This is a genomic window from Spongiimicrobium sp. 3-5, from assembly GCF_046557915.1.
Classification (GTDB): Bacteria; Bacteroidota; Bacteroidia; order Flavobacteriales; family Flavobacteriaceae; genus JBHEBG01.
On record NZ_JBHEBG010000001.1, the window covers coordinates 489,936 to 504,588 of the forward strand.

A 14,653-nucleotide genomic window follows, 5' to 3' on the forward strand; every position below is an offset into this window, starting at 1 on the left:
TTGCTAATCAGTTTTTAAGATAGCTACAACCCTTTCCTGTAATTTAGGGATTACCTCTTCATTAAACCAAGGGTTTTTGGTAAGCCAAAACCGATTTCTAGGCGAAGGGTGGGGCAATGGAATATACTTAGGCGCATATTCCTCATAAGCCCTTACGGTCTCCGTAAGATTCTTTTTTAGGGTTCCTTTTAAGTAATAGTTTTGGGCATAGATACCTATTAAAACTATCAGTTTTAGATTGGGCATACTATCCCAAAGTTGTTGATGCCATAAGGGGGCACACTCTTGTCTGGGGGGTAGGTCGCCCGATTTTCCTTTCCCTGGATAGCAAAAACCCATAGGAACCAGCGCTATTTTGGTTTCATCATAGAATTCCTCGTCCGTAACCTTTAACCATTTGCGCAATTGTCTGCCACTGGGATCATCCCAAGGCACACCTGTTTCATGAACCTTGGTACCTGGGGCTTGCCCAATTATAATAATCTTGGCATTGGGGTGTGCAGCCACTATTGGTCTTGGACCTAAGGGCAAATGTTCTTTACAGACCTCGCAGGCCCGTATTTCTGTCAGTAATTTTTTCATTTTTGTTTCCCCGCTACCACGATTACGATTTCTCCTTTAGGGGGTTTTTCCAAATAGTGCTGCAAAACCTCTGTAGCCGTTCCCCTAATGGTTTCTTCATACAGTTTGGTAAGTTCCCTAGATACGGAAACGGGCCTATCCGCCCCAAAAAATTCAACAAATTGTGTCAATGTCTTTATCAATTTATGGGGAGATTCATAGAATATTAAGGTTCTGGGTTCCTCTGCCAATAGTTGTAGTCGTGTTTGCCTCCCTTTCTTTACAGGTAAAAACCCTTCAAAAACAAATTTATCATTGGGAAACCCGCTGTTGACCAGTGCCGGGACAAAAGCCGTGGCCCCGGGTAAACATTCCACTTCAATACCATTTTGCACACAAGCACGGGTTAGGAGAAAGCCCGGGTCGGAAATTGCCGGAGTGCCTGCATCGGAAATTAAAGCAATGTCATCGCCTCCCAGAAGTCTTTTTACAATACCATCCAAGGCCCTATGCTCATTGTGCATATGATGGCTTTGCATAGGGGTACCAATCTCATAATGTTGCAGTAATTTTCCACTGGTTCGTGTATCTTCGGCTAATATTAAGTCTACTTCTTTAAGTACTTTAATGGCCCGTAGGGTAATATCTTCCATATTACCTATTGGGGTTGGAACAATATAAAGTTTAGCCATTTTTTAATATTAGTACCGTACCTGCTTGTACGTAAAATAGGAACCTAAGACACTCAATAGCACCAATATGGCAAAAAGATACCCGGTGCCGTCAGAGATATAATGGGCAAAAAATGCAAGTAAGGTGTTGAAGAAGAAACCGGCATAGGCCCATTCACTTAACCATTTGGAAAAATTACCCCAAATAGCCACCAAACCCAATATCTTGGCCGTTGCCAAGGGGTAAATGATATAAGTTGGATATCCAAAATGCTCAAAATACCCAGCTACTGCCTCATTGTGGAAAAGGTAGTTGTATACCGAAAATAACATGATGGCCGTTAGCAATCCTGTAGCGACCCAATAAACGATTTTTTGGAAACTCATATTTGTTGGTTGGTTTAGATTCTTTACGTCTACAAGGTGGTAATCCCGGGTTTTAAGAAAACTTTCGGGCTATCAAGGCCATAAAACGAAGCTCATACGCCTCTTTTCCCTGCCAGTTGTTATAATCTGGCTTAACCATATTCTCAACAAACGCAACAGATCGCTCTTGGGTGTCTATCGTATTCAATTGAGAAATTACTCTATTGTAATCTTCAGAACTGTCATTAAAAAGATGCTTCACAAACGCCAACCTATCGTTTAGACCAACAGAAATATCATTAACGGCACTATCGTTTAATGATTTGCCCTTAACTGATTCATTAGTTCCATTTAGGGTATCCGGAGCGGTTTGCTCCATATCATTCTTCATTAGGTCTGGCTTTGCTATAAATTCTGCAAATACCTTTTCGGCCTCCGCTGCCGTAGGCATTTCGGAAACCATATCCTTTATGGTATCTATCCCTGGAGTAATAATATCCTCATCGTGCGGATTGTTTTCCGGAACCGAGGTGTTGGCATCCATAACCGCATTCGCCATTTTTTCAAATTTGGCGGCAACCGCATTTTTGGAAACGTCAATTTCTATATCATTAAGTTTCTCATCGATATACTTAAGCACCGCCAATTTCTCATACAAGGCCTTGGCAGCCTCATAAAGAGAGTCTATATCCTTCATTCCGCGAGAGGTGATAATGTCCGTGGATAACCGCGTTAATTCCTCTTTCAATTTTCTTTTCATCAACTAAAACTTTTATTTTCTCTTTTCTAGAAAAGTCTATCTTTCTTTATTAATTTTAAACTTCCTTAATATAGAACGAAAAAACCCGTTATTTTCGTCTAAAATTACAAAATGTTTCTCGAAAATACTGTTAATCATAAAGAACAATTCGGTTGGATAGAAGTTATCTGCGGGTCTATGTTCTCTGGCAAGACCGAGGAACTGATCAGAAGATTGAAGCGGGCTAAATTCGCCAAACAGAAAGTAGAGATTTTTAAACCTATAGTGGATACCCGTTACCGCGAGGACATGGTGGTGTCCCATGACGATAATGAAATACGCTCCACTCCAGTACCGGCATCAACCAATATTAGGCTTTTAGCAGACGGTTGCGATGTTGTGGGCATCGATGAGGCCCAATTTTTTGATGATGAAATCGTGGCAGTCTGCAATGATTTGGCAAACAAGGGTATACGGGTGGTGGTAGCAGGGCTCGATATGGATTTTAAAGGCAACCCTTTTGGTCCCATGCCGGCATTAATGGCCACGGCAGAATACGTAACCAAGGTGCATGCCATTTGCACCCGCACCGGAAACTTGGCCAACTACAGCTTTAGAAAATCCAATAACGATAATTTGGTCCTGATCGGGGAAACCGAGGAATACGAGCCGCTAAGCAGAGCTGCATTCTTTAAAGCTATGTTGCGTGAAAAAATTGTGCATATGGAGGTTAATGACGAAGAAGTTGTTGGAAACAAAAAGGACGCCAATGCCTAAAGCAACCGAAACTGTTCTGGAAATTGATCTAAGTGCCCTTTCCCACAATTTTAAATATTTAAAATCCCGATTAGACCCCAACACCAAATTTTTGGCCGTTGTAAAGGCTTTTGCTTACGGCAGTGATGCCATAAAAATTGCAGAAAAGCTGGTAGCACTTGGAGTAGATTATTTTGCTGTAGCCTATGCCAATGAAGGCGTTGCGCTAAGAAACGCAGGCATTACCACGCCTATTCTTGTTCTACACCCGCAACCCGTTAATTTTAATTCGATCATAGCACACGGTTTAGAACCTAGTCTGTATTCACCAAAAGTATTGCGGTTTTTTTTGGAAACTGCCGTAAAAAAAAGAAAAGAAGCATATCCCGTGCATCTTAAATTCAATACCGGATTAAACAGGTTGGGGTTTGGGGAAAATGATGTGGATTACATTATAGAGCAACTAGCGGACAATGCAGCCATCAAAGTAAAATCTGTCTTTTCGCACTTGGCGGCTTCTGAGGATATCAGGGAAAAGGCCTTTACCCAAAATCAAATTGCGGTCTTTAAAAAAATCACGGAAGATTTACAAGACAAACTTGGTTATGTCCCATTCAGACATGTTCTGAATACATCTGGAATTATTAATTATCCCGAAGCTCAATTTGAAATGGTGCGCAGTGGCATTGGGTTATATGGTTTTGGCAACGATGCCGCAATTGACATGGAGCTAAGGCCCGTTGCCGCATTGAAAACGGTAATATCACAACTCCATAAAATAGCACCTAACGAAAGTGTTGGGTACAATAGGGCATTTAGTGCTAAAAAACCAAGGGTAACGGCCACACTTCCTTTGGGCCATGCAGATGGTATAGGAAGGCACTTTGGAAACGGCAAAGCATATGTAAGCGTAAAAGGCAAACAAGCACCAATTGTTGGTAATGTCTGCATGGATATGATCATGATAGATGTTACGGACATCGATTGCCAGGCTGGTGATGAGGTCGTTATTTTTGGACAGGACCCTAGTGCAGAAACCTTTGCTTCCTTCGCAGATACCATATCTTATGAATTACTTACCGGGATTTCGCAACGTGTAAAACGAGTGCTAATCTAGACAGATATGGTTAATTAACATTTTGTTAAGAAATCTTTTTTTTGATTATATTGCATCCTAGTGCACATCAACTAAATCATTAACTATTAAAACCCTAAGAGATGTTAAAAGAATTTAAGAATTTTATTATGACGGGCAATGTCATTGAATTTGCCGTGGCCGTCATCATGGCCGGTGCCGTTGGACTGGTAGTGAACGGATTTGTTTCGGACATTGTTATGCCAGTTGTAGGTCATTTTGCAGGTGGGATGGATTTCGCCAACCTTAAGGTGGTACTTACTGAAGCTGCCGGTACAGAAGGATCCGAAGGCTACGTTGCCGAAAATGCAATACGATGGGGCGCCTGGGTGAACACAATCGTAAACTTGATCATTGTAGGCTTTGTAATGTTTATTATCGTAAAGGCATACAACAAAACAAAAACGCCTCCTGCTCCTCCAGCACCCTCTGGACCAAGTCAGGAAGAACTATTGGCGGAAATAAGAGATTTGCTTAAAAAACAATAGGAATTAAGCGGAAGTAGTTTCCGTGCAGACCGCTGCACTACATAATTATTTTAAAACCGTTGATCGGCCAATCGCAGTTAGATCAACGGTTGTTTTATTTGTAACAAATTGTTATATTTTAATTATTCCTGTTCTTCGTACTTGCCCAATGATTTCTATTGAATTACATTTGTGCTTTAAATTCTGAACTAATGAAAGTAGCAGTTGTAGGAGCCACTGGGATGGTGGGAGAAGTAATGTTGAAGGTATTGGCCGAACGTAATTTTCCGATTTCGGAATTGTTATTGGTGGCCTCTGAACGATCCGTTGGTAAAACCATGTCTTATCGGGGATCCGAATATACAATTATTGGACTGGCAGACGCTGTAGCGGCACAGCCTGATTTGGCCATATTTTCGGCAGGAGGCGATACTTCCTTGGAATGGGCCCCAAAGTTTGCGGCCGTTGGTACCACCGTAGTAGACAATTCTTCGGCATGGCGCATGGATCCTGATAAAAAATTGGTGGTTCCGGAAATTAATGCTTCCACACTTACCAAAGAAGATAAGATTATTGCCAACCCCAATTGTTCCACAATTCAACTGGTTATGGCCCTTAACCCATTACATCTTAAATATAAGATGAAACGTGTGGTAATTTCTACCTACCAGTCTGTTTCCGGTACTGGGGTGAAAGCTGTAAAACAATTGGAAAACGAAATGGCCGGTGTACAAGGGGAAATGGCCTATCCCTACCCTATAAATAGAAATGCCTTGCCCCATTGCGATGTGTTTTTAGAGAACGGGTATACCAAAGAAGAAATGAAATTGGCCCGTGAGCCGCAAAAAATATTGGATGATCGCACCTTTTCCGTAAGTGCCACCGCCGTACGAATCCCTACTGCCGGAGGGCATTCCGAATCGGTAAACGTGGAGTTCGAAAATGACTTCGAGCTTAGTGATGTACGCAAATTGCTTAGCGATACTCCGGGTATTGTGGTACAGGACAATCCCGATACCAATACCTACCCCATGCCCATTTATGCACATGACAAAGACGATGTTTTTGTAGGTAGAATACGGCGAGATGAGACCCAAAGAAATACACTCAACCTTTGGATCGTATCCGATAACCTTAGAAAAGGAGCAGCTACCAACGCTGTACAGATAGCGGAATATTTAAGGGAAAACAACTTGGTCTAAACCATTATGATAGCAAGGATTTGGCATGGGAAGACCAGCAAGCAAAACTATGATGCCTATACCGTTTTATTGAAAAAACTGGCCATTCCAGATTATAAAAAGACAATAGGTTTTAGAGGTTTACGTTTTTTGAGGCATCTAGAAAATAACGAAGGCCATTTTACGCTTATTACCTACTGGGAAAATCTGGAAGTAATAAAGAATTTTGCAGGGGATGATTATACAAAGGCCAAGTATTATCCCGAAGACCAGAACTTCCTCCTAGAGTTTGAGGAACACGTGCAGCATATGGAAGTTTTCGCATCCTAACTATCGGATAAATTCATAGACATATATTTCTAGTATTTAATCAATATTTTAATCCAAAATCCGTTTCTAATAGAGATGGATTTTTTTATCCCAAACAAAATCGGAAGTAATTATATGTTACAAATAGCTAATGTCTCCTTTGCCTATGATGAAGCACCGGTCCTTGCAGATATTAGCTTTGAAGTTGGTAAGGGCGAACACTTGTCCATAATTGGCGAAAGCGGATGTGGAAAGAGCACCTTGCTAAAAATTGTATATGGACTTTTGCATATAAATGTAGGTGAGGTGTTTTGGAACGAAACACGGGTGATGGGGCCCTTGTACAGCCTTGTCCCTGGAGAACCTTATATGAAGTACCTTTCCCAAGACTTTGATTTAATGCCATTTACTACGGTACGGGAGAACGTAAGTCAATATCTATCCGTTTTTGATCTTGAAGAAATGGAAAGGCGTACCCAAGAGCTTCTAAAAATGATAGAAATGGAGGCTTTTGCCAATACCAAAGTGAAAAATTTAAGCGGTGGGCAACAACAGCGCGTGGCTCTTGCCAGAGTGTTGGCCCAAGAACCCGAAATACTTTTATTAGACGAACCTTTTAGCCATATCGATAATTTTAGAAAGAACGGTCTGCGCAGAAAGCTATTCGCTTATTTAAAAAAGCAAGGCATTACTTGTTTAACTGCTACCCATGATTATAATGATGTATTACCCTTTGCAGACCGGGTAATTGTGCTTAAAGATCAGCATATCATTGCAGACGAACCCACAACAGCGCTATACCAGAACCCAAAAAGCCTATACATTGCTTCCTTATTTGGAGAAGCCAATGAGATTCCCGTAAATATTGTAAAGTCCTATGCGGATACAAAGAGACGGATTATTGTTTACGCCCATGAGTTTAAAGTTTCGCAAACATCCGGACTCTCGGTAACAGTAAAAAAATGCTATCCCATGGGAAGCCATTTTTTGGTTGAAGGTTGTTCCGAAGATCAGACCATATATTTTAATTCTTCATTACATTTGGATTCCGAGGCAGAAGTGTTTCTAAACATATCTTTGGAAACCATAAACAAAAGACTGGTATAAGCATTTTGGACAAAGCACTCATAGAACAGGAATTGCGGTTTAAGGCCGTTCGCAGCAGTGGTGCGGGAGGGCAACACGTAAACAAGGTGGCTACCAAGGTAATGTTGACCTTTGATCTTAATAGCTCCATGGCGCTATCCGATGAAGAAAAAGTACGCTTGCAGGAGAAATTGGGTCAGCGTTTAACAAAGGAAGGTTTGCTAATTATGCATGGCGATACCACAAGGAGTCAGCATAAAAATAAAGAACTGGTAGTGAAGCGTTTTTTGGAGGTTATTGAGAATGTGCTGAAAGTCCCAAAAAAAAGAAGAAAAACAAAACCTTCCAAATCGGCCATCGAAAAGCGCTTGAAAGCGAAACAAAAAACTTCGGAAAAAAAATTGGGTAGAAAAAAGACGGATTTGGACTAACGTAATTAAACAATTTTCAAGATTACCCCTTCGTTCCCATTAAAAACAAAAGTATCCTTTTCGGATTTGCCCAAAAGCACCTTTGCCATAGGTGTATTTACAGAAATACAATAAACCGATAGCTCATTTTCGATATAATTCCCCGCAGATATAGCTATAAAATAATTGGCATTATTGGTAAGTACCAAACTTCCCGGACCCACAGTGTTCCCTTCCCTATCCAACGCTGTTTTATGCAGTACATGCTTTATTTTTTCGGCCGCCGCCAACTGCTGCCCAAACTTCTCGCGCTCTAACTGCAACATGGCACGTCCGGTTTCGTGTTTGTCCCCAGCGCTGCTTTTGGTCTCCGAACCTAGGGCTTGTACTATTTCTTCCATTTGGCCCTTAATTCCCATAATTCTGTCATCAACAAATTTCATGCAAAATGCAAACAGCTTTTCTTTAAGCACTTTATTACCCATTCAACAAAAATACGGGAATTGAAGCATAGCCAAGTTTAAGTAATCGAAGAATTATGGGTTAAAATGTATGCCTTTCTATTTAGTTCTTGGCCTCCGAATTAAAATGATAGAGGTCCGCCAGTTTGTAGACTAAAAAGTTGATTATAGTATCATCCGTTTCACCATCCAACCACATGGTAAAGACCTCTTTTGTGTTTTCCTCCTTAAAAAAATCCAGATCATTAGACCTGTTTGGGCTAAAAATATTCCAAGACCTAAGGCCCTCCAACATTTCCCTATGCGCATGATATCTTTTTGTGGCCAATGCCAAATCGCCCTTTAAATCTTTAGTGTTCTTCTTAAACCCCTGTTGTTTTTCCAACTTAAGTCGCTCATAGGTTTCCCTAAGCCTGTCATCGGCATTTTCTGCTTGGGCGATTATCTTAAAATATGCTCTAGAGACCAAGAAGTGGTATTTTTCCAAGAAAAGTATATTTTTAGTAGAGGTCGGCATCTCTTCCTCTAGAGGGACAACCTCATCCGCAGTGCTGGAATACAGGCTAATGTCTTCTGCCAAATCGTTTTCTTTGGTGTTTTGAAGTGAATTAAACCACGCTTCGGATTTTATGGTTTCCTTCCAGATTTTACGGTATTCGCGTTTAAAGTTTGTAGTGGGAGCCGCACAACTTGCTATTAAAAAAAGTAACGGCAAAGCCATAGCGGTAATTACAATATAGCAATGTCCATCCCTTTTCATAATAGTGTTAATCGTTAGTCTTTGCGCAAAACCTTTAGCCCGCAATAAGCAAGAATATTTGGTTCATTCTGCATAATCTAACAAGAAACGACTATAATTATAAAAGGAGAAACTAACTCCATCAGCCGTTTGTTTTTTCCGTTCAACAAACAAATTTTGGAGTAACACCGGTTAGAATCTTAGGAAAGGAAAAACTCATTTTGTCTTAATCGAAGACCATTGTAAATGTTGTTTCCTTGTTGGGGAGCGACCTCACCTTTAAATTTCCACCGTGCAAACGAATAATCTGCCTAGATAAGCTAAGACCTATTCCGGTACCAGAATTTTTGGTGGTAAAAAAGGGAACGAAAATCTCATCGATCAATTCTGGGGGTATTCCTGGACCATTATCGCTAATGGCTATAAAACTCTTTCCATGATTATCTCTTGATGCCAATACCTTAATACGGGCATCAGCGGTATTGGAAAGTGATTGCAGGGCATTTTTGCTAAGATTAATGAGTACCTGCATAAGTTGCTTCTCATCTACATACAACTCTAGTTCCTTTGGAGCCACCTCAACATCAAAAGAAACGGTTTCCGAAAGACCATCTTGGGTTAGAAAAACCTTCACCTTTTCTAGCAACTTAAAGGCTGAGACCAATTCTTTATCTGGCGCTGGGATGCTCAGGAAACTCCTATAAGATTGCACAAAACTCATAAGGTTACCCCCTTGCTCCCTAATTACCTGAAGCCCTTTGGTTGTGCTTGTAATATCGGTCTCTGCCAAATCCTTTTTTGCCACCAAGCCTTCTCCTTTTTTGAAATATTTTAAGATAGATTCCGAAATAGAGGTAATGGGTGCAATGGTATTCATTATTTCATGTGTAAGTACCCGTATAAGGCGTACCCAAGAATCGGTTTCTTTTTCCTCCAATTCTTTATGAATATCCTGGACAACCACCAGCAACAAAGGTTCACCATCTAATTTTAACGCCGTGGCCTTTAAGGCAAGTTGGGTTTTTTCGCGTTCATTGGTTAGTTGAAAAAGCTTATTGTCAAAAGGACGTAGTTGCGCAAAAAGGCTATACAACTTCTCGTCTACCTGTCCAAGTTGTTTTATATGATTAAGCGGTTTATGATTTAAAAGCTTTTCCACAGTGGGATTGGCATAAAGAATATGGCCTTTCTCATTGTAGGTAAGAATACCTATGTTTGCTTGCTTTAAAATTTCCTGATAGTACTGTTCCCTGGTCTGTAACTTTAAATGCACTTCTTGGATAAGTCCGTTTACCCGGTTGAGGCTATGATTTAATTCTTTAAATGATTTTATCGACACTTTCTCAGGAAACCTGAGGGTAAAATCCTCATTCCGAATGGCATTAAAAAAATAGGCAATCTTAAGGTTGGTGCTGTTAATATAGGTAATCAACAGGTACGCTTGTAGTACCAGTATAAATGCCAAAAACGACATTAAAAAATACCTTTCCCAAAACAGGGCATAAGCTACTCCCAAAGAAGTAAGGGTTATTAGGATTACCCTAAAAATAAGTTGGATGTAAAAATTTCTACTTGCCATTTACACCCATTTTCTTTATTTTATTATAAAGTGTTTGCCTAGTGATACCAAGTTGTTCCGCTGCGGCACTATAATTACCATCGTGTTTGCTTAGCGCATTGGTTATCATAAGCTGTTCCATCTCGCTTAAGGTGGCCGGGCCGGTATCCATTGGGGTTATGCTCTTGGGGTTCAACAGAAAATCGGCTGGTTTCAAAACATTTCCCTCGCATAAGATAACCGCTCTTTCTACCGTATGTTGTAGCTCTCTAATGTTTCCTGGCCAAGTGTATGCCATTAATCGCTCTTGTGCCAAGTTGTTTATTCTCAGTCCTTGTTTATCATATTTTTGAGAGAACCGCTTTAGGTAAAAATCGGCCAAAATCAATATATCACCTTCGCGTTCGCGTAGGGCGGGCATGGATATATGTATGGTATTTATCCTATACAATAGATCCTCCCTAAAGAGACCCTCTGCTACCATTTGGTCCAAATTACAATTGGTGGCACATACCAATCTAATATTAACGGGGATGGGGGTATTAGAGCCTACACGTACTACAACCCTATTTTGAATAGCGGATAACAATTTTGCCTGCGTTTGCAAGGAAAGGTTCCCAATTTCATCCAAAAACAATGTGCCTCCATGAGCGGCTTCAAACTTACCCGCACGATCTTCCTTTGCATCGGTGAACGCACCCTTTAAATGCCCAAAAAGTTCACTTTCAAATAAGGTTTCGGAAATAGATCCCATGTCCACAGCTATAAAAATCTCGTCTTTCCTTTTAGACATTCTATGTACTTCCCGGGCAATAAGTTCCTTGCCCGTACCATTTTCTCCGGTTATTAGCACATTTACATCTGTCTTTGCCACTTTTCGGGTTAAATTTAGGACAGACGATAGTGCTTTTGAGTTACCTACAATGTAATTCTTGTCCTGATTTATAACCTGCTTTAAGTTGCTTTCTTTCTGCTTTAGTAGCCTTATTTCCTTTTGTGATTTCCGCAGCTTATAGGCCGATTTAACCGTGACTAAAAGTTTCTCATTGTTCCAGGGTTTAAGAATAAAGTCGCTGGCCCCTTCCTTTAGGGCAACTACTGCAAGGTCTATTGCACCATAAGCAGTCATCATAATTACCGAGGTATGCGGTGCTTTTTTCTTTATTTCCTTAAGCCAAAAAAGTCCTTCATTCCCTGTATTGACCCCTGCGGAAAAATTCATGTCCAGTAACACAATATCAAAGCTGGCCAAATTAGGGAAAGAAGAAATTTGATTGGGGTTAGAAATTGTTTGCACTCCGCTATATTCGTGCTGCATCAGAATTTCCAGAGCGCTTAGTACACTTTTGTTGTCATCAACTATTAAAATCTTACCATCTGTCATTGTTCCTCAATTATATAACCAGGTTTAAAGCTACTAATCACACATCAGTTTTTCAAAAAAGTGTAAAATAATTTTACGCTTTTTGTATAACTATTTGACACTCTGAATCTCATTACAAAAAAATATCCATTTACATCATTGATTATAAGCAGGTTATGTTTTTGGCACAAGAGTAGCTAAGCTTATGGCATAGTATTCTAATATGATTAATAAAAATTACATTTTCTTCTTTTGGCTGTTGTTTTCAGGATCTTTGATTGCACAGGAAAACTGGTCGTTGGACGATTGCGTTGCCTACGCCATAGAGCATAATCTACAACTAAAAGAATTTAAGTACAATGCCGATTCTGGCAAGGAAACTTATAGGCAATCTGTTAGAAACCTCTTGCCGGGCCTAAGTGGGTCTTCGGATTACAATATACGTTTTGGTAGATCTATAGATCCTAACAATAATGATATTGTTAATACCGAGTTCTTTTCTAACAATTACTCTTTGGACGCTTCCGTAGATCTTTTCCAAGGGTTCCAAAAACTAAATGCTATTAGAGCGTCCAAGTTTCTTTATAAAGCATCCATGGAAGATGTTTTGCAGCAAAAGTACCTATTGGCCTTTCGGGTTATGTCCGCATTTTACAACATTAGGTTTTTTGAAGGCCTAAAGGCAATCTCCGATGAACAAGTGGCCATCTCCCAAGCCAACTACAACTTGGTGAAAAAACAAATAGAATTGGGGCTAATGGCCGGCGCAGATCTATATGAAGCAGAGTCTTCATTGCTTACGGATAAGCTGGCGGCCACTCAAAATGAAAATCAACTAGCTGCTGCCCGTCTTAGTTTAGCCCAGGAGATGAATCTGGAAGATGTAGACAACATTTCGTTGAGAACCACCTTGGATGAAGTAGCCCAAGAGGCTCAGCCAATGGATGTAGACTCCGTTTACAATACGGCAAAAGGCTTTATCCCTCTAATAAAGGCAGAACAATTAAGGGTCCAAGCGGCCCAAAAGAACTTGGCGGTCTCTAGGGGAAGGCTGTACCCTTCATTATCGGTCTTCGCAGGCTTTGGAACTGGATATTTTGAAACCAATGTGGACGATTTCGGAGAAGTTATTCCCTATCGCACGCAAATATCCGATAACATATCAAAAATTGTTGGTATTTCCTTAACCGTGCCTATCAGTAGTGGATGGTCTTTGAGGTCTGGAATAAAACAACAAAAAATAGCACAGCTACGTGCAAAGAACAATCTAGACATTCAAGAGCAAGAGCTCTATCAACTAATACAACAACTGGTACAGGAGAATAAAGCACTAATTGTAGAATATGAGCAGGGTATACAACGTGTGGCGGCACAGGACCTTGCCTTTAGCATAGCACAAAAAAGATATGAAAAAGGCTTAATAAACGCCTTGGATCTAAATACGGCAAAAAATTTAGCAGCTAACGCAAAGAACGAAAATCTCTTGGTTAGTATTCGTTTAAAAGTGAACGAAAGCACGCTTGCCTTTTATAGGGGATTGCCAATCTTTAATATTAATTAGCAAGAATTACAGTAAAATGGATATACAATTAGAAAAGAAAAAAGGGTTAAGGCCAAAACATTATGGTTACATCGCCATTGGGTTGATTTTGCTCTTCGCCGGTTACAAAATGGTGTTCGGTAATTCGGTTACTACATTTAGGACCGAAAAGGACAAACTATCCATTAGTGAGGTTGTGGAGGGCAAATTTGACGATTACATCACCATAAATGGCAACGTTGCCCCGATTACCACTATTTATATGGATGCTTATGAAGGGGGCCGAGTTACGGAAAAACTCATTGAGGAAGGTGCCATGGTAAAAAAGGGCGATATTATCCTAAAACTCGAAAACAGTGGTCTTTACGAACAAATTTTGGCGAGTGAAAGTAATTTGGCCCTAAAACAAAACGATTTGCGTTCTACCAAGCTAACCTTCGATTCTAGACAGGTAGAGGGCAAAAAAGACTTGGTAAGTGCCGTATACAACCTCCAAAGATTGGAAAGGAACTATGAGCAAAACAAGGCATTGTATGAAGACGAACTAATCTCTAAGGAAACATTTCTATTATCCAAGGAAAATTATGAACTCTCCAAAAAACAGCACGAGATCATTAAACTACAAACCGAGCAAGACGATGCGCTGCGCCGTACCTCACTTTCTGGTTTGGATAGCGATTTAGTGCGTATGCAAAAAACTCTTTCCATGGTCTATGAGCGGTTAGACCACCTAAACGTACGTGCCCCAGCCGATGGCCAGTTGGGTTTTTTGGATGCCGAAATAGGCCAGAATATTTCCCAGGGACAGCGTATTGGGCAATTAAACGTACTTACAGATTATAAAATTGAAGCTGCCATTGACGAGCATTACATAGATCGGGTAATACGAGACCTAACCGCTTCTTTAGAGCGCAACGAAACCGAGTACATTTTAAGATTACGCAAGGTATACCCAGAAGTAAGAAATGGCAGGTTTAAAGTTGATCTTGTTTTTAAGGCTCAAAAACCCGAAACCATACGCACGGGGCAGAGTTACAACATAAAGCTTCAGTTAGGCGAGTCTAGCGATGCCCTTTTGCTTCCAAAAGGAAGTTTTTTCCAAAGCACCGGAGGACAATGGGTATTTGTAATAGACCCTTCGGGCGACTTTGCCCTGCGCAGATCTATTCGCATTGGGAAACAGAATTCCAGGTTTTACGAAGTTTTAGACGGCTTGGCCCCTGGAGAACAAGTGCTAACCTCCAATTATGATAGCTTTGGAGAGGCCGAAAAAATAGTATTGAAATAAGGATATTAATAATCAATCAAACT

17 protein-coding genes are annotated in these 14,653 nt (G+C 40.5%); 9 read left to right on the forward strand and 8 right to left on the reverse strand.

Annotated features, from left to right (window positions below):
• Window positions 1-3: 3 nt before the first annotated feature.
• Genes ACEQ81_RS02290 through ACEQ81_RS02305 form a run of 4 tightly spaced genes read right to left on the reverse strand, consistent with a single transcriptional unit; the run spans window position 4 to window position 2,358 of the window.
• The gene (locus ACEQ81_RS02290) at window positions 4-582 is read right to left on the reverse strand and encodes a uracil-DNA glycosylase family protein (protein ID WP_411029224.1); all 579 of its coding nucleotides are present in this window, start codon (window positions 580-582) and stop codon (window positions 4-6) included.
• On the reverse strand, window positions 579-1,253 hold the full coding sequence (gene rsmI / locus ACEQ81_RS02295; protein WP_411029225.1) for a 16S rRNA (cytidine(1402)-2'-O)-methyltransferase: 675 nt from the start codon (window positions 1,251-1,253) through the stop codon (window positions 579-581). Before rsmI ends, ACEQ81_RS02290 begins: the two co-directional genes overlap by 4 nt.
• 9 nt (window positions 1,254-1,262) lie before the next feature.
• The gene (locus ACEQ81_RS02300) at window positions 1,263-1,619 is read right to left on the reverse strand and encodes a DoxX family protein (protein ID WP_411029226.1); all 357 of its coding nucleotides are present in this window, start codon (window positions 1,617-1,619) and stop codon (window positions 1,263-1,265) included.
• 52 nt (window positions 1,620-1,671) lie between these two features.
• The gene (locus ACEQ81_RS02305) at window positions 1,672-2,358 is read right to left on the reverse strand and encodes a hypothetical protein (protein WP_411029227.1); all 687 of its coding nucleotides are present in this window, start codon (window positions 2,356-2,358) and stop codon (window positions 1,672-1,674) included.
• Window positions 2,359-2,469: 111 nt separating this feature from the next.
• On the opposite strand from ACEQ81_RS02305, the gene ACEQ81_RS02310 reads away from it, so the two are divergent.
• From ACEQ81_RS02310 to arfB, 7 genes are all read left to right on the forward strand, one after another.
• Window positions 2,470-3,114: a thymidine kinase gene (locus ACEQ81_RS02310; RefSeq protein ID WP_411029228.1), complete on the forward strand. Its 645-nt coding sequence runs from the start codon at window positions 2,470-2,472 to the stop codon at window positions 3,112-3,114.
• The gene (gene alr / locus ACEQ81_RS02315; protein ID WP_411029229.1) at window positions 3,107-4,210 is read left to right on the forward strand and encodes an alanine racemase; all 1,104 of its coding nucleotides are present in this window, start codon (window positions 3,107-3,109) and stop codon (window positions 4,208-4,210) included. Before ACEQ81_RS02310 ends, alr begins: the two co-directional genes overlap by 8 nt.
• Before the next feature lie 101 nt (window positions 4,211-4,311).
• Window positions 4,312-4,716, forward strand: coding sequence for a large conductance mechanosensitive channel protein MscL (gene mscL / locus ACEQ81_RS02320; RefSeq protein ID WP_411029230.1), 405 nt, complete (start codon window positions 4,312-4,314; stop codon window positions 4,714-4,716).
• Window positions 4,717-4,907: 191 nt separating this feature from the next.
• On the forward strand, window positions 4,908-5,897 hold the full coding sequence (locus ACEQ81_RS02325; protein WP_411029231.1) for an aspartate-semialdehyde dehydrogenase: 990 nt from the start codon (window positions 4,908-4,910) through the stop codon (window positions 5,895-5,897).
• A gap of 6 nt (window positions 5,898-5,903) precedes the next feature.
• Window positions 5,904-6,206, forward strand: a complete 303-nt coding sequence (locus tag ACEQ81_RS02330; RefSeq protein ID WP_411029232.1) for an antibiotic biosynthesis monooxygenase — start codon at window positions 5,904-5,906, stop codon at window positions 6,204-6,206.
• 114 nt (window positions 6,207-6,320) lie between these two features.
• On the forward strand, window positions 6,321-7,292 hold the full coding sequence (locus tag ACEQ81_RS02335; protein WP_411029233.1) for an ABC transporter ATP-binding protein: 972 nt from the start codon (window positions 6,321-6,323) through the stop codon (window positions 7,290-7,292).
• Window positions 7,293-7,297: 5 nt separating this feature from the next.
• Entirely contained in the window at window positions 7,298-7,702 is a 405-nt protein-coding gene (gene arfB / locus ACEQ81_RS02340; protein ID WP_411029234.1) for an alternative ribosome rescue aminoacyl-tRNA hydrolase ArfB, read from the forward strand.
• A 5-nt stretch (window positions 7,703-7,707) separates the two neighbouring features.
• Here arfB and ACEQ81_RS02345 read toward each other — a convergent pair whose 3' ends face one another.
• The 4 genes from ACEQ81_RS02345 to ACEQ81_RS02360 form a co-directional block, all read right to left on the reverse strand.
• Entirely contained in the window at window positions 7,708-8,124 is a 417-nt protein-coding gene (locus ACEQ81_RS02345; RefSeq protein ID WP_411029235.1) for a 3-oxoacyl-ACP synthase, read from the reverse strand.
• Between the two features lie 121 nt (window positions 8,125-8,245).
• Window positions 8,246-8,902: a hypothetical protein gene (locus ACEQ81_RS02350; protein ID WP_411029236.1), complete on the reverse strand. Its 657-nt coding sequence runs from the start codon at window positions 8,900-8,902 to the stop codon at window positions 8,246-8,248.
• Window positions 8,903-9,107: 205 nt separating this feature from the next.
• Complete coding sequence (locus tag ACEQ81_RS02355; protein WP_411029237.1) at window positions 9,108-10,460, reverse strand: sensor histidine kinase; 1,353 nt, start codon at window positions 10,458-10,460, stop codon at window positions 9,108-9,110.
• A complete protein-coding gene (locus ACEQ81_RS02360) occupies window positions 10,450-11,823 on the reverse strand; it encodes a sigma-54-dependent transcriptional regulator (protein ID WP_411029238.1) in 1,374 nt (457 codons plus the stop codon). Before ACEQ81_RS02360 ends, ACEQ81_RS02355 begins: the two co-directional genes overlap by 11 nt.
• A 202-nt stretch (window positions 11,824-12,025) precedes the next feature.
• Between ACEQ81_RS02360 and ACEQ81_RS02365 the strand changes: the two genes are divergently transcribed.
• Window positions 12,026-13,363, forward strand: a complete 1,338-nt coding sequence (locus tag ACEQ81_RS02365; RefSeq protein WP_411029239.1) for a TolC family protein — start codon at window positions 12,026-12,028, stop codon at window positions 13,361-13,363.
• Window positions 13,364-13,379: 16 nt separating this feature from the next.
• Window positions 13,380-14,630 carry an efflux RND transporter periplasmic adaptor subunit gene (locus tag ACEQ81_RS02370; RefSeq protein WP_411029240.1) on the forward strand — a complete coding sequence of 417 codons (1,251 nt, stop codon included), beginning with the start codon at window positions 13,380-13,382 and terminating at the stop codon, window positions 14,628-14,630.
• Window positions 14,631-14,653: the final 23 nt, after the last annotated feature.